Raw genomic sequence first — 14885 nt, forward strand, 5'->3', positions numbered from 1 at the left:
ACCCCGGAAACGCGAACAGGGCGGTGACCACGGGGATCACCGCCCTGCGCGAGCTCCGGCGTTTCGAGACGGGCCTGGCGGCCCTCCTCAACCACCGGAGCGTTGAGCTGATCAGTCCGAGAGACGCTCGCCGGTGTCCGTGTCGAAGACGTGGACGTTGTGCGGGTCGGTCGTGACGTACATCGTCTCGCCCTTCTGCGGGTGGCTGCGCCCGCTGACCCGGATGATGATGTTGTTGGGCGTGCCCTCGACACCGCTGGTGCCGTAGACGTAGGCGTCGGCGCCGAGGTCCTCGACCACGGTCACCTGGACGGGCATGCCGTCCTCGCTGTTGCCGACCACGCGCCACGCCTCGGGGCGCACACCGACGGTGATGTTGCCCTCCATCTTCTTCGACGCGGTCGGGTCGACCGGCACGAGGTACTCGCCGATCTTGGCCTGGCCGTTGTCGGCCTTCGCCTCCATGAGGTTCATCTGCGGCGAGCCGATGAAGCCGGCGACGAAGAGGTTGACGGGCTTGTCGTAGAGCGCCAGCGGGGTGTCGACCTGCTGGAGGTAGCCGTCCTTCATCACGGCGACCCGGTCGCCCATCGTCATCGCCTCGACCTGGTCGTGGGTGACGTAGACGGTGGTGACACCGAGGTCGGCCTGGAGCTTCGCGATGTCGGTGCGGGTCTGCACGCGCATCTTGGCGTCGAGGTTCGACAGCGGCTCGTCCATGCAGAAGACCTGCGGCTGGCGGACGATCGCGCGGCCCATCGCGACGCGCTGGCGTTGGCCACCGGAGAGCGCCTTCGGCTTGCGGTCGAGGTACTCGGTCAGGCCGAGGATCTTCGCCGCGTCCTGGACACGCTTGTTGCGCTCCTCGGTCGGCACCTTCGCCATCTTCAGCGCGAACGCCATGTTGTCGGCGACCGACATGTGGGGGTAGAGCGCGTAGTTCTGGAACACCATCGCGATGTCCCGGTCCTTCGGCGGGGTGTGGGTGATCTCCCGGTCCCCGATGTAGATCTTCCCCTCGTTGACCTCCTCGAGCCCCGCGAGCATCCGCAGGGTCGTGGACTTGCCGCAACCGGAGGGACCGACGAGGACCATGAACTCCCCGTCACCGATCTCGAGACTGATGCCCGGGACTGCGGGCTTGTCGGCGCCGGGATACCAGCGCTGTGCCTCTTCGAAACGCACAGTGGCCATGCTTCAACAACTCCTCCACCGGCAGGTACGTGCCGGACGATCCGTAGTAAAGGTGAGCGCGCTCACAGTAGCCGGTCCCGGCCCGCCGCGCCGCAGGAGGGTTTACAAGTCGTCCCCGCAGGGCTACATGTGAGGTAGCCCACTAGAGGGGAGGGGTCGAATGTCTCGGGTACGCCGTGGCCTCGCCGCAGGAGCCGCCCTGGTGTCCGCCGCCGGTCTGCTCGCCGCCTGCTCGGCCGACGCCAGCTCCGCCGACACGTTGGTCTGGTACATCAACCCGGACTCCGGAGGCCAGGCCAAGGTCGCCGAGAACTGCAGCACCGACGACTACACGATCAAGACGCAGGTCCTGCCGCAGGACGCCAACGAGCAGCGCATCCAGCTGGCCCGGCGCCTCGCCGCCGAGGACTCCGGCATCGACATCATGAGCATCGACCCGCCGTTCACCGCGGAGTTCTCCAACGCCGGCTTCCTGGCCCCGCTGCCGCAGGAGCTCCAGGACAAGCTGACGGACCAGTCCTTCCAGGGCGCCACGGACGCCGCCACCTGGGACGGCCAGATGGTCGTAGCGCCGTTCTGGTCGAACACGCAGGTGCTCTGGTACCGCAAGTCGTTCGTCGAGAAGGCCGGCATCGACATGAGCCAGCCGGTCACCTGGGACCAGATCATCGACTCCGCCGCCGACAACGGCGGGAAGGTCTCGGTCCAGTCGAACAAGTACGAGGGGTACGTCGTCTGGATCAACGCGCTGATCTCGGGCGCCGGCGGACAGATCGCCACCGACACCGACAAGGGCCTCGACATGACGCTCGAGATCGACTCCCCGGCCGGCGAGGAGGCCGCTGCGGTCATCCGGAAGCTCGCCCGCTCCCCCGCCGCACCGGCGGACCTGTCGGTCGCCCAGGAGGGCCAGGCGGCCAGCACGTTCGGGGGTGACCAGGGCGCGTTCATGGTCAACTGGACCTACATCTTCAACAGCTACGAGGCGACCAACGAGGGCTTCAACAAGGACATCGGCTACACCCGCTACCCCACCACCGTCGAGGGAGAGGAGTCGCGCCCGCCGTACGGCGGCATCGGGCTCGGCGTGAGCGCCTACTCCAACAACACCGACAAGGCGATGGAGGCGGTCGAGTGCCTGACCAGCCCGGAGAACCAGGAGGTCAACGCCGAGATCACCGGCAACATGCCGGCCAGCGAGGCGGGCTACGCGGCCAACGACAACGCGCTCGAGGAGACCTACCCGGCTGACCTCCTCCAGCTCTTCCAGGACAGCCTCAACGCCGCGGCTCCGCGCACCGTCACGCCGTACTGGAGCGACATCTCGGGCGGCCTCCAGTCGACCTGGCATCCACCGGCGAGCGTCACGTCGTCGACACCCGCGACGTCGCAGACGTTCATCGACGACGTCCTCCACGGAAGGAGCCTGCTGTGACCACCACCGTCGCCACGCCGGCGGCCTCGGCGGGCAAGAAGCGGACGAGGATGACGGACCGCTCGAGAGCCGAGAACCGCCTCGGCCAGCGGCTCGTGCTGCCCGCCGTCATCGTGATGCTGGTCGTCACGGCGTGGCCCATGATCCAGGCGCTCTACCTGTCGCTGTACCGATACCGGCTGACCAACCCGGACGACAAGGAGTTCGTCGGGCTGAGCAACTACGGGACGGTGCTGACCGACTCGCTGTTCTGGCAGGACACCCTCAACACCGTGATCATCATGGTGGTCACCGTGGCCATCGAGCTCGTCATCGGGTTCGCGTTCGCGATGGTGATGCACCGGATCGTCTTCGCGCGCGGGGCGATCAGGACCTCGATCCTGATCCCCTACGGGATCATCACGGTGGTCTCGGCGTACGCCTGGCAGTTCGCGTTCAGCCTCAACAACGGCTGGGTGAACAGCTGGTTCGAGTGGCTGCCGTGGATCACGGCGGACACCAACTGGTTCGGCAGCCACTGGCCGGCGATGTTCGCGATCATGGTGTCCGAGATCTGGAAGACCACGCCGTTCATGGCGCTGCTCCTGCTCGCCGGCCTGTCGCAGGTGTCGGAGGACATGATCGAGGCCGCGAAGGTCGACGGCGCCACGTGGTGGCAGCGGCTGTGGAAGGTGATCATCCCGAACATGCGGGCCGCGATCATGGTCGCGGTGCTGTTCCGGGCACTCGACGCGTTCCGGATCTTCGACAACATCTACGTGATGACCCGCGGCGCACAGGACACCGAGTCCTCGTCGTTCCTGACCTATCGGCAGGTCATCCAGCAGTTCCAGCTGGGCCTCGGCTCGGCGCTCTCGGTCCTGCTGTTCCTCACCGTGCTGCTGCTGGCGTGGCTGATCGTCAAGACGTTCCGCGTCGACCTGGCGCAGGCGAGGGGTGAGGCGTGATGCACGAGACGCGCAACAAGATCGGCACCTGGGTGGGCTTCATCATCATCCTGGTCTGGTGCCTGCTCCCGGTGGTCTGGATCCTCTCGCTGTCCTTCAAGGGCCCCGGCGAGACCCAGGTCGGGAGCCCGCAGTTCCTGCCGAAGGAATGGACCATCCAGAACTACCGCGACATCCTCGGCTTCGGCAGCGTGACGCCCGGCCAGGAGACGACCCACGACGACTTCCTCGACGCGCTGCGCAACTCCTTCGGGATCGCGGCGATCGCGACCTTCCTGTCGGTGATCTTCGCGACCCTGGCGGCGTACGCGATCGCCCGCCTGGAGTTCAAGGGCAAGCGGCTCGTGCTCTCGCTCGCACTGGCCATCGCGATGTTCCCGGTGGTCGCGCTGGTCGGGCCGCTGTTCGACCTGTGGCGGACGCTCGGCCTCTTCAACACCTGGCCCGGGCTGATCATCCCGTACATGTCGTTCACGCTGCCGCTGGCGATCTGGACGCTGTCGGCGTTCTTCCGGGAGATCCCGTGGGAGATGGAGCAGGCGGCCCAGGTCGACGGCGCGACGTCGTGGCAGGCGTTCCGCAAGGTGATCGTGCCGCTGGCGGCGCCGGGCGTCTTCACCGCCGCGATCCTGACGTTCTTCTTCGCGTGGAACGAGTTCGTGCTCGCGATCTCGCTGACGTCGACGACCGACTCCCGCACCGTGCCGGCACAGCTCTCGTTCTTCGTCGGACCCGACCCGTTCAACCCGCCGTACGGACTGCTGGCCACCGCCTCGGTCGTGGTCACCGTCCCGATCATCATCATCGTCCTGCTGTTCCAGCGAAAGATCGTCGCCGGCCTCACGTCCGGCGCGGTGAAGGGGTGACCCGATGGCCTCCATCGACATGAAGAACATCGTCAAGCAGTACGGCGACGGGTTCCCCGCCGTGAACGACGTGAGCATCGACGTCCAGGACGGCGAGTTCATGATCCTGGTCGGCCCGTCCGGCTGCGGGAAGTCCACGCTGCTGCGGATGATCGTCGGCCTGGAGGACATCACGTCCGGCGAGATGGTCATCGGCGACAAGGTGGTGAACGACCTGGCCCCGCGCGAGCGCAACCTCGCCATGGTGTTCCAGAACTACGCGCTCTACCCGCACCTGAGCGTCTACGAGAACATCGCCTTCCCGCTGCGGCTCGCGAAGGCACCCGACACCGAGGTGGACGAGAAGGTGCGGAAGGCCGCGAAGACCCTCGAGCTCGAGGAGCACCTCGAGCGCAAGCCGGGCAACCTCTCCGGCGGCCAGCGGCAGCGCGTGGCCATGGGACGTGCGATCGTCCGCGAGGCCGACGCGTTCCTCTTCGACGAGCCGCTGTCGAACCTCGACGCGAAGCTCCGCGGCCAGATGCGCACGGAGATCGCGCGGCTGCAGAAGCGGCTCGGCATCACCACCGTCTACGTCACCCACGACCAGACCGAGGCGATGACGCTCGGGCACCGGGTCGCCGTGCTCAAGCGCGGGGTGCTCCAGCAGCTCGCCACGCCGCGGGAGCTCTACGAGCAGCCCGGCAACCTGTTCGTCGCCGGCTTCATCGGCTCGCCGCCGATGAACTTCCTGCCGGCGACGGTGGAGGGTACGTCGGTGAAGCTGCCGTTCGGCACGGTGGAGATGCCCCGCGAGAAGGCAGAGAAGGCCGCGGGCAAGGGCCTGCTGATGGCGGGCATCCGGCCCGAGCACTTCGAGGACGCGTCGGTGAAGACCGACCGGTCCGCCGGCTCGACGTTCCGCGCGACGGTCGAGGTCGTGGAGTGGCTGGGCAACGAGACCTACGCCTACATCCCGTTCGAGGCGCCGCCGGAGGTCGAGGAGCAGCTGCGCCAGCTCGAGCGCGACCTCGACGGCGAGTCGCTGCACACGCAGCTCGTCGTCTCGCTCGACGGCGCCAGCCGGATCTCGGAGGGCGAGGAGGCGGAGATCTGGGTCGACGGCTCGAAGATCCACCTCTTCGACCCCTCGACCGGCGAGAACCTCACCGTCGACCGCGAGCGGGCCGGCCGGATCCCGTCGGACGCCATGGAGGACGCCGCCGCGCAGCCGAGCGCGGCCGGCTGACCGTCAGTGAGGGTTGTGCAGGCTCTTCGGGCGCCGTCCCCGGGGAGGCCCCTTGCGCACCACGGTGACCGCACCCATGATCGCGGCGCCGCGGACCCGCACGACCGGTGAGTCGTCGCTCAGCTGCGGCTCGACCTTGTCGCGGGCCTGCTCGAACGCGCCCATGATGCCCATGCCCTCGACGACCACCTTGGTGCGCTCGTTGACGATCACGTCGACGCCCCCCATGAGGGTGTTGGCGGTGATCACCACCTCCGGGCCGGTGAACACCGCCTCGCGCAGGTCGATGTCGGCGCCGCCCATGAGCGAGAACACCGTGTGCGTCGGTCCGACCTCCCACACGCCCTTGCGGGTGACTCCACTCATCACGGCGACCGACGAGTCGTAGCGGACGGCCGCGCCGACGGCCGGGCGCGGCGCCGGCGCCTGCGCCGGCCGGTGGGCGGGCAGGTCGCTGGTGATCGGCACCAGGTCGGCGTAGGTGCGCGCGGCGTACGTCGCCTCCAGCCGCTCGTCCAGCTCGTCGAGGTCCAGGCGACCCTCGCCCGCCGCCTCGCGGAGGATCTCCGCCACGCGGTGGCGGTCGGCGTCGGAGATGCGCAGCCGTGCCGGATCGGAGCCGGGCCGCGGCTCGAGGTCACCCATGCCGGTCAGCGTAATGGGCGGGGTCCGGGATACCCTCGACGTTCGTGGCGACTCCTCCCCCGAACCAAGCAGAGTTCCTGTACTCCGACCTGCTGCCCACCGGCCGGGACGACACGCCGTACCGGCTGATCACGACCGACGGCGTCTCGACCTTCGAGGCGGACGGCCAGACGTTCCTGCGCGTGGCGCCGGAGGCGATCCAGCTACTGACCGCCGAGGCGATGCACGACATCTCCCACTACCTGCGGCCGGCCCACCTCGCCCAGCTGCGCAAGATCATCGACGACCCCGAGGCGTCCGGCAACGACCGCTTCGTCGCGCTCGACCTGCTCAAGAACGTCAACATCTCCGCCGGCGGCGTGCTGCCGATGTGCCAGGACACCGGCACGGCGATCGTGATGGGCAAGAAGTCCGAGGGCGTGCTGACCGGCGCCGACGACGGCGAGGCGATCTCGCGCGGGGTGTACGACGCCTACACGAAGCTCAACCTGCGCTACAGCCAGCTCGCGCCGCTCACGACGTACGACGAGAAGAACACCGGCACCAACCTGCCCGCACAGATCGAGCTCTACTCGACGCCTCAGACCAGCGGGAAGCCGGAGTACAAGTTCCTCTTCATGGCCAAGGGCGGCGGCTCGGCCAACAAGTCGTTCCTGTTCCAGGAGACGAAGGCGATCCTGAACCCGCAGCGGCTGCTGAAGTTCCTCGACGAGAAGATCCGCTCGCTCGGCACGGCCGCCTGCCCGCCGTACCACCTCGCGGTCGTGATCGGCGGCACCTCGGCGGAGTTCGCCCTCAAGACCGCGAAGTACGCCTCGGCGCACTACCTCGACAACCTGCCGACCGAGGGCTCGATGGCGGCGCACGGCTTCCGCGACGTCGAGCTCGAGGAGGAGGTCTTCAAGCTGACCCAGTCCTTCGGGATCGGCGCGCAGTTCGGCGGCAAGTACTTCTGCCACGACGTCCGCGTGGTGCGGCTCCCGCGGCACGGCGCTTCGTGCCCGGTCGCGATCGCGGTGTCGTGCTCGGCCGACCGGCAGGCGCTGGGCAAGATCACGCCCGAGGGCGTCTTCCTCGAGCAACTCGAGACGGACCCCGCCCACTACATGCCCGAGGCGGGTGTCGCCGAGGACATCTCCGGCGGCGAGGTGGTCTCGATCGATCTCAACCGCCCGATGCCTGAGATCCTCGCCGAGCTCTCGAAGCACCCGGTCAAGACCCGGCTCTCCCTCACCGGCCCGCTCGTCGTCGCCCGCGACATCGCGCACGCGAAGATCAAGGAGCGGCTCGGCGCGGGCGAGGAGATGCCCGCCTATCTGAAGAACCACCCGGTCTACTACGCCGGCCCCGCGAAGACGCCCGAGGGCATGGCGTCCGGCTCCTTCGGCCCGACCACCGCCGGCCGGATGGACTCGTACGTCGAGCAGTTCCAGGCCGCCGGTGGCTCGATGGTGATGCTCGCCAAGGGCAACCGCTCGAAGCAGGTCACCGAGGCGTGCGGCACCCACGGCGGCTTCTACCTCGGCTCGATCGGCGGCCCCGCCGCCCGGCTCGCCCAGGACTGCATCAGGAGCCAGGAGGTCATCGAGTACCCCGAGCTCGGCATGGAGGCGGTCTGGAAGATCGAGGTCGAGGACTTCCCGGCGTTCATCGTCGTCGACGACAAGGGCAACGACTTCTTCACCGACCCCTCCGGCGAGGTCACCGTGCCGCTCAGCGGCATCCGGGTGCGCTCGGCGGAGTAGCGGCTCCGGCGGCTCAGCCGGTGGTCTCGGGGTCGCCCTTGCCGGGGTGGCGGCGCTGCTTCTCGGCGAACGTGACGGCGTCGGGGCCGGTCGGGCCCTCGTCGGCACCGTCGGGCTGCCCGGCGACCGCGTCGCCGTCCGAGATCGGCTCTCCCGGGTCGCGCAACCCGCTGACCTCGGAGACCTGTCCCTCGTCCTGCTTCTTGTCAGCCATGGTGCTTCCGTACCCGGAACCCTCCGCGGGACTCGTCCGTTCGACCAGATGAGCTACGAGAGGACACCGACATGCAGTGCCCCACCGACGGCACCACCCTGGTCATGAGTGAGCGCAGCGGCATCGAGATCGACTACTGCCCGACCTGTCGCGGCGTGTGGCTCGACCGGGGCGAGCTGGACAAGATCATCGACCGCTCGCTCGGCCAGCAGGCTCCGCCGGCCGCGCCGCCGCCCCAGCAGCAGCAACAGCAACAGCCGCACTACCAGCAGCAACAGCAGTACCAGCAGCCCTACCAGCAGGGCGGCTACTACAAGAAGAAGCGCAAGGAGAGCTGGCTCAGCGAGATCTTCGACTGAGCCCCTCCTAGGCTCGGGTCCGTGGAGTACGTCGAGATCGCGCGGGCCGAGACCGAGCGCGGGGAGCTGGTGCTGCGCGAGCGGCGCGACGACACCGCCCCGAGCGTGATCGAGCTGCGCGCCAACGGCGTGTTCGTGATGGACACCCTCGAGACCAGCACCGAGCAGGCACTGGCCGAGGCGGCGCTGGCGCAGGTGGCGGACCCCAAGGCCGTCGCGGTTGGCGGGCTCGGCCTCGGCTTCACCATGCACGCGGTGCTCGCCGACAGCCGGGTCGAGAAGTGCGCGGTCGTCGAGATCGAGCAGGCGCTGGCCGACTGGATGCGCGACGGCACCATCCCGCACGGGCCGGCGATGCTGGCCGACGAGCGCGTCAGGATCGTCGTGGCCGACATCGCGGTCGCGATCGACGAGGCCCCGCCCGCGTCGTACGACCTGGTGCTCCTCGATGTCGACAACGGCCCCGGCTACCTGGTCCACGAGGCCAACGCGGCGCTCTACCGCGAGCCGTTCCTCCGCGCGGCCCGGGCGGTGCTGCGACCCGGCGGCGCGCTGGCGATCTGGTCCGCGGCCGAGGCGCCGGAGCTCGTCGAGACGCTGGACGCGGTCTTCGACAGCGCGGAGGGCCACCGGCACGACGTGCTGCTCCAGGACCGCGACGAGGAGTACTGGCTCTACGTCGCGCGGGTAACGTCCGAGACATGAGCGACACCGGGCAGTTCAGGGTCGAGCACGACAGCATGGGCGAGGTCCGCGTGCCCGCCGAGGCACTGTGGCGGGCGCAGACGCAGCGCGCCCTGGAGAACTTCCCGATCAGCGGCACCCCGATCGAGCCCGCTCTGATCCACGCGATCGGCCGCGTCAAGGCCGCGGCGGCGCGCGTCAACGGCGAGCTCGGCATCCTCGAGCCGGCGCACGCGGCGGCCATCGTCGAGGCGGCGAACGCCGTGGTCGAGGGCCGGCACGACGGCGACTTCCCGATCGACGTCTTCCAGACCGGCTCGGGCACGAGCTCGAACATGAACGCCAACGAGGTCATCGCCACGCTCGCCCAGCGCGCCGGCACCGAGGTGCACCCCAACGACCACGTCAACGCGAGCCAGTCGAGCAACGACACGTTCCCGACCGCGATCCACGTCGCCGCCACGCTCGCCGTCGTCGGCGACCTGCTGCCCGCGCTCGACGTGCTCGCGAGCAGCCTCGAGCGCAAGGCCGAGGACTACGCCGGGCTGGTGAAGTCCGGACGCACCCACCTGATGGACGCCACCCCGGTCATGCTCGGCCAGGAGCTGGGCGGCTACGCCGCGACGGTGCGGTACGCCGCGGAGCGGCTCGAGTCCGTGCTCCCCCGCGTCCGCGAGCTCCCGCTGGGCGGCACCGCGGTCGGCACCGGGATCAACACGCCGCCCGGCTTCGCCGAGCGCGTGATCGCCGTGCTGTCGGAGACCAGCGCCCAGCCCTTCGCCGAGGCGCGCAACCACTTCGAGGCGCAGGGCACCCGCGACTCGCTGGTCGAGCTCAGCGGGGTGCTGCGCACCTACGCGGTCGGCCTCACCAAGATCTGCAACGACCTGCGCTGGATGTCATCGGGTCCCACGACCGGCCTCGCCGAGATCCACCTCCCCGACCTGCAGCCGGGGTCGAGCATCATGCCGGGCAAGGTCAACCCGGTGCTGCCGGAGGCCACGCTCATGGTCTGCTTCCAGGTGATCGGCAACGACGCCGCGGTCACCGCCGCCGGCGCCAGCGGCAGCTTCGAGCTCAACGTCGCGATGCCGGTCATGGCCCGCAACGTCCTCGAGTCCGTCCGCCTGCTCGCCGCGTCGTCCCGACTGCTGGCCGAGCGCTGCGTCGACGGCATCACGGCGAACGCCGACCGGATGCGGCAGTACGCCGAGTCCTCGCCCTCCGTCGTCACGCCGCTCAACAAGCACATCGGCTACGAGGCTGCGGCGAAGGTCGCCAAGCAGGCGCTCGCCGACGGCGCGACGATCCGCGAGACCGTCATCCGGCTCGGGTACGTCGAGCGCGGCGGGCTCACCGAGGCCCAGCTCGACGAGGCGCTCGACGTGGAGTCGATGACGTCACGCCCTCGCGAGTGAGCCTGCGAGCTCGCGGCCCCGATCAGTACCAGCCGTTGGACTCCGAGTGCGCCCAGGCGCCGCAGGGGCTGCCGTAGCGATCCTGGATGTAGCCGAGACCCCAGGTGATCTGGGTGACGGGGTTGGACTCCCAGTCGGAGCCGGCGGTGGCCATCTTCGAGCCGGGGAGCGCCTGCGGGATGCCGTGCGCGCCGGAGGAGGGGTTGTGGGCGGCGGGGTCCCAGTTGCTCTCGCGCGTCCACAGGGAGTCGAGGCAGCCGAACTGGTCGGAGGAGAAGCCGAAGCTCGGCATCAGCGCCGCGGCGATGTCGCGCGGGTCGCCGTCCGAGACGCTGACGGACGCCGTGCGGGCGGGCCCGCTGTCGACGGAGAGGGCGCTGACCTTGGTGGGGTCGGCGCGGCGGTCGCGGTCGGCCGAGCGCGAGACGACGTCGCGGTCGAGGTCCGCAGCGGCCGCCGACCCGCCGGACCGGGCGTCGTCGTCGATGCTCCCGCTCAGGTCCCGTGCGGTCGTGGCCACCTGCGCCGGCGACGAGCCGAGGACGCCGCCCGCGACCGAGACACCGGTGACGGCAGCGGCGACCGAGGTCATCACCAGGCCGGTCCGCAGCGCCTTCCGGGGCGCCTCACGCAGGGTCGAGTCGGGGGCATGGCGGTGCTTCGGGACGTACTTGGCGTGCTTCGACAAGGGCTCTCGGGAGGGGTAGACGGCTCGGACAGACTCGCGCCACCCTGCCTGACGGGGGAGGTCGGCGCAAAACCGGACGGCGGCCGACCGCCTCCCCCGCCACAGCAGTCACAGGGGGCTCAGGGGTCCCGGATCAGAGGGTGACGTTCTCCAGCATCTCGGTCACCAGCGCCGCGATCGGCGAGCGCTCGGAGCGGGTCAGCGTCACGTGGGCGAAGAGCGGGTGGCCCTTGAGCTTCTCGACCACCGCCACCACCCCGTCGTGCCGGCCGACCCGCAGGTTGTCGCGCTGGGCGACGTCGTGGGTCAGCACGACCTTGGAGTTCGCGCCGATCCGCGACAGCACGGTGAGCAGCACGTTGCGCTCCAGCGACTGCGCCTCGTCGACGATGACGAACGCGTCGTGCAGCGACCGGCCGCGGATGTGGGTCAGCGGGAGCACCTCGAGCATGCCGCGGTCGAGCACCTCGTCGATGACGTCGCGCGTCGTGATCGCGCCGAGGGTGTCGAAGACCGCCTGCGCCCAGGGCGACATCTTCTCCGACTCCGAGCCCGGCAGGTAGCCGAGCTCCTGGCCGCCGACCGCGAACAGGGGCCGGAAGACGACGACCCGCTTGTGCTGGCGCCGCTCCATCACCGCCTCGAGCCCGGCGCACAGGGCGAGCGCGGACTTGCCGGTGCCGGCGCGGCCGCCGAGGGAGACGATCCCGACCTCCGGGTCGAGCAGCATCTCCAAGGCGATCCGCTGCTCGGCGGAGCGGCCGTGGATGCCGAACGCCTCGCGGTCGCCGCGCACCAGGTGCACGTGCTTGTCGGGGCCGACCCGGCCGAGCGCCGTGCCGCGCTCGGAGAGCAGCACGAGCCCGTGGTGGCACGGCAGCTCGCGCGCCGCCTCGAGGTCGAGCACGCCGTCGTCGTACAGCTCGTCGAGGTCCGCGGCGGCGACCTCGAGCTCGGCCATGCCGGAGTAGCCGGTGTCGGAGTCGCTCACGGCCTCGGCGCGGTACTCCTCGGCATCCAGCCCGACCGCGGACGCCTTGATGCGCAGCGGCAGGTCCTTGGACACGAGCGTGACCGCGTGGCCCTCGTTGGCGAGGTTGCGCGCGACCGCCAGGATGCGGGTGTCGTTGTCGCCGAGGCGGAAGCCGGACGGCAGCGACTCCGGGTCGGTGTGGTTGAGCTCGACGCGGACGGAGCCGCCCTCGTCACCGACCGGGACGGGCTCGTCGAGCCGCCCGTGGGTGATCCGGAGCTCGTCGAGCATCCGCAGGGCCGTCCGGGCGAAGAAGCCCAGCTCGGGGTGGTGCCGTTTCCCCTCCAGCTCGGTGATCACCACGACCGGGAGCACGACCTCGTGCTCAGCGAAGCGCCGGAGCGCGCCCGGGTCGGCGAGCAGGACGCTGGTGTCCAGGACGTAGGTGCGTACGGCGGGCGGCGTCGCGGGGTCCTCGGTGGAGGCGGAGCGCTGTGACTTCTGGGCCTGGGTCGGCACGGATGACACCCCTTCGGCAGGCCGGCGGGCACTCCACGCCCGGCCATCTGCTCACACTGATGGACCGGAACGGACCCGAGCGCCGGAGTGCCGGCTCCCGGACACGCGCCATCGAGGTACTTCCCCCCGGTGGTGCGTGGTGCAGTCGTGAATTCTCACGAACGGGCCTCCCGATACGAAGAGCTTCCCCACTCCCCGATACCCGCGAAAGTACGCCGCCACACCACGCGTCCGCGGACGACACGCCCGAACGGAGGGTGAAGGCTCGGTTACCAGACCTACGAACCGCCCTTCGAGACAGTCGCTTCGCGACTTCCTCAGGAACCGAACCGCCGGTCGCGCTGCGCGTAGGCCCGGATGGCGCGCAGGAAGTCGACCCGGCGGAAGTCGGGCCAGTAGGCCTCGCAGAAGTAGAACTCCGACTTCGCCGACTGCCAGAGCAGGAAGCCGCCGAGGCGCTGCTCCCCCGAGGTGCGGATCACCAGGTCCGGGTCGGGCTGGCCCTTGGTGTAGAGGTGCTCGGCGATGTGCTCGACGTCGATCACCGTCGCGAGGTCCTCGAGCGACATGCCCTTCGCGGCGGACTCGTGCAGCAGCGAGCGGACGGCGTCGGCGATCTCGCGGCGGCCGCCGTACCCGACGGCGACGTTGACCAGCATGCCGTCGACGTCGCGGGTCGCCTCCTCGACGGCCTTCAGCTTCTCCGCGACGGGCGCCGGCAGCAGGTCGAGCGCGCCGACGGGGTGGATCCGCCACTTGCGCTGGTCGGCCAGCGACGCGACCGCCTCGCCGATGATCTCCAGCAGCGGCAGCAGCTCGCGCTCGGGCCGGTTGAGGTTGTCGGTCGACAGCAGCCAGAGCGTGACGACCTCGATGCCGACCTCGTCGCACCAGCCGAGCAGCGGCTCGATGTTGGCGGCACCGACGCGGTGCCCGTGAGCCGTGTCACGACCCACCGCCTTGGCCCAGCGGCGGTTGCCGTCGAGCATGACGCCGACGTGCTTCGGGATGCTCTCCGGCATCCGGCGCAGCATGCGGGCCTCGTACGCCGGATAGAGCACCCGTCGCAGGCCTCGCTTCCAGTCCACCTGTCGATGGTAGCGAGCGCAGGGGTCCTGGCGTGGACGGATGCGTGAACCCCGGTTTGTGGTGACGTTCACCGCTCGTGCCGTTTCCGTGCACGTACGCCGGGTACGGTCTCGGTCATGAACCAGGCCATGAACCACGCGATGCGCAGCGGGCTCGACCACGCCCGCGATGCCGTCGCGGACTTCAAGGCCGAGATCAAGCCGAAGATGCGCGGCTGGCTGCACCTCGCGACCGCCCCGCTCACGCTCGCGGCGGGCGTCGTGCTCATCTGCCTCTCCCCGACCGCGATGACCCGTATCGGCTCGGCGCTGTTCACCGGTTCGGCGCTCGTGCTCTTCACCGTGTCGGCGATCTACCACACCGGCACGTGGTCGCCGCGGGTCTGGGCGTTCCTGCGCCGCTTCGACCACTCGAACATCTTCCTGCTGATCGCGGGCTCCTACACGCCGTTCAGCCTGCTCCTGCTCGACGGCACCGCCCAGGTCGTGCTGCTGGCGACCGTGTGGAGCGGGGCGGTGCTCGGCGTCGCCTTCCGCGTCTTCTGGACCGACGCGCCGCGGTGGCTCTACGTGCCGATCTACATCGCGCTCGGGTGGGCGGCGATCTTCTTCATCCCGTCCTTCTTCGACGGCGCGACCCGGCTCGGACTGGGCATCGGCGTCGCGACGTTCGTGATGATCATCGTCGGCGGCGCGCTCTACACGTTCGGCGGCGTCGTCTACGGCTTCAAGCGGCCCAACCCGTGGCCGCGGTGGTTCGGCTTCCACGAGGTGTTCCACACCTTCACGATCCTCGCGTTCGTCTCGCACTACGTCGGCGTCTCGCTCGCGACGTACTCGCTGCGCTGAGCAGGCCCCTAGGCAAGAAGTAGAACCTGTTCC

Annotated in this window: 15 protein-coding genes; 9 read left to right on the plus strand and 6 right to left on the minus strand. The window is 69.7% G+C overall.

Translation table 11 applies throughout. The annotated features are described in order from the left end of the window. Positions 1-111: 111 nt before the first annotated feature. Complete coding sequence (locus ACFQQI_RS09430) at positions 112-1194, minus strand: ABC transporter ATP-binding protein (protein WP_378561419.1); 1083 nt, start codon at positions 1192-1194, stop codon at positions 112-114. A 202-nt stretch (positions 1195-1396) separates the two neighbouring features. On the opposite strand from ACFQQI_RS09430, the gene ACFQQI_RS09435 reads away from it, so the two are divergent. From ACFQQI_RS09435 to ACFQQI_RS09450, 4 genes are read left to right on the plus strand one after another with little or no spacing between them, the layout of a single operon-like run. After that, a complete protein-coding gene (locus ACFQQI_RS09435) occupies positions 1397-2629 on the plus strand; it encodes an extracellular solute-binding protein (protein ID WP_378561422.1) in 1233 nt (410 codons plus the stop codon). Continuing rightward, complete coding sequence (locus ACFQQI_RS09440) at positions 2626-3576, plus strand: carbohydrate ABC transporter permease (protein ID WP_378561425.1); 951 nt, start codon at positions 2626-2628, stop codon at positions 3574-3576. Before ACFQQI_RS09435 ends, ACFQQI_RS09440 begins: the two co-directional genes overlap by 4 nt. Continuing rightward, positions 3576-4442 carry a carbohydrate ABC transporter permease gene (locus ACFQQI_RS09445; protein WP_378562295.1) on the plus strand — a complete coding sequence of 289 codons (867 nt, stop codon included), beginning with the start codon at positions 3576-3578 and terminating at the stop codon, positions 4440-4442. The genes ACFQQI_RS09440 and ACFQQI_RS09445 overlap by 1 nt, the downstream gene beginning before the upstream one ends. Before the next feature lie 4 nt (positions 4443-4446). Beyond that, positions 4447-5670, plus strand: a complete 1224-nt coding sequence (locus ACFQQI_RS09450; protein ID WP_378561428.1) for an ABC transporter ATP-binding protein — start codon at positions 4447-4449, stop codon at positions 5668-5670. Between the two features lie 3 nt (positions 5671-5673). Here the strand turns inward: ACFQQI_RS09450 and ACFQQI_RS09455 are convergent, their stop codons facing one another. Further along, positions 5674-6315, minus strand: coding sequence for a DUF1707 domain-containing protein (locus ACFQQI_RS09455; RefSeq protein ID WP_378561431.1), 642 nt, complete (start codon positions 6313-6315; stop codon positions 5674-5676). 44 nt (positions 6316-6359) lie between these two features. Here ACFQQI_RS09455 and ACFQQI_RS09460 point away from each other — a divergent pair, with 44 nt between their 5' ends. After that, positions 6360-8060, plus strand: a complete 1701-nt coding sequence (locus ACFQQI_RS09460) for a fumarate hydratase (RefSeq protein WP_378561434.1) — start codon at positions 6360-6362, stop codon at positions 8058-8060. A gap of 13 nt (positions 8061-8073) precedes the next feature. Here the strand turns inward: ACFQQI_RS09460 and ACFQQI_RS09465 are convergent, their stop codons facing one another. Beyond that, positions 8074-8274: a hypothetical protein gene (locus ACFQQI_RS09465; RefSeq protein ID WP_378561437.1), complete on the minus strand. Its 201-nt coding sequence runs from the start codon at positions 8272-8274 to the stop codon at positions 8074-8076. A 71-nt stretch (positions 8275-8345) separates the two neighbouring features. Here ACFQQI_RS09465 and ACFQQI_RS09470 point away from each other — a divergent pair, with 71 nt between their 5' ends. From ACFQQI_RS09470 to ACFQQI_RS09480, 3 genes are read left to right on the plus strand one after another with little or no spacing between them, the layout of a single operon-like run. Continuing rightward, positions 8346-8633 (plus strand): zf-TFIIB domain-containing protein, encoded by a 288-nt coding sequence (locus ACFQQI_RS09470; protein WP_378561440.1) that lies wholly within the window; start codon positions 8346-8348, stop codon positions 8631-8633. A 21-nt stretch (positions 8634-8654) separates the two neighbouring features. Further along, positions 8655-9338 carry a spermidine synthase gene (locus ACFQQI_RS09475; RefSeq protein WP_378561442.1) on the plus strand — a complete coding sequence of 228 codons (684 nt, stop codon included), beginning with the start codon at positions 8655-8657 and terminating at the stop codon, positions 9336-9338. Beyond that, positions 9335-10735 carry a class II fumarate hydratase gene (locus ACFQQI_RS09480; RefSeq protein WP_378561445.1) on the plus strand — a complete coding sequence of 467 codons (1401 nt, stop codon included), beginning with the start codon at positions 9335-9337 and terminating at the stop codon, positions 10733-10735. Before ACFQQI_RS09475 ends, ACFQQI_RS09480 begins: the two co-directional genes overlap by 4 nt. A gap of 22 nt (positions 10736-10757) precedes the next feature. Here ACFQQI_RS09480 and ACFQQI_RS09485 read toward each other — a convergent pair whose 3' ends face one another. From ACFQQI_RS09485 to ACFQQI_RS09495, 3 genes are all read right to left on the minus strand, one after another. Next, entirely contained in the window at positions 10758-11423 is a 666-nt protein-coding gene (locus tag ACFQQI_RS09485) for a lytic transglycosylase domain-containing protein (RefSeq protein WP_378561448.1), read from the minus strand. Positions 11424-11556: 133 nt separating this feature from the next. Beyond that, positions 11557-12915: a PhoH family protein gene (locus ACFQQI_RS09490; RefSeq protein WP_378561451.1), complete on the minus strand. Its 1359-nt coding sequence runs from the start codon at positions 12913-12915 to the stop codon at positions 11557-11559. Between the two features lie 317 nt (positions 12916-13232). Further along, the gene (locus ACFQQI_RS09495) at positions 13233-14003 is read right to left on the minus strand and encodes an isoprenyl transferase (RefSeq protein ID WP_378561454.1); all 771 of its coding nucleotides are present in this window, start codon (positions 14001-14003) and stop codon (positions 13233-13235) included. Positions 14004-14120: 117 nt separating this feature from the next. Between ACFQQI_RS09495 and ACFQQI_RS09500 the strand changes: the two genes are divergently transcribed. Next, positions 14121-14852 (plus strand): hemolysin III family protein, encoded by a 732-nt coding sequence (locus ACFQQI_RS09500; RefSeq protein WP_378561457.1) that lies wholly within the window; start codon positions 14121-14123, stop codon positions 14850-14852. Positions 14853-14885: the final 33 nt, after the last annotated feature.

This window comes from Nocardioides sp. GCM10030259, assembly GCF_042666375.1.
Taxonomy (GTDB): Bacteria; Actinomycetota; Actinomycetes; order Propionibacteriales; family Nocardioidaceae; genus Nocardioides.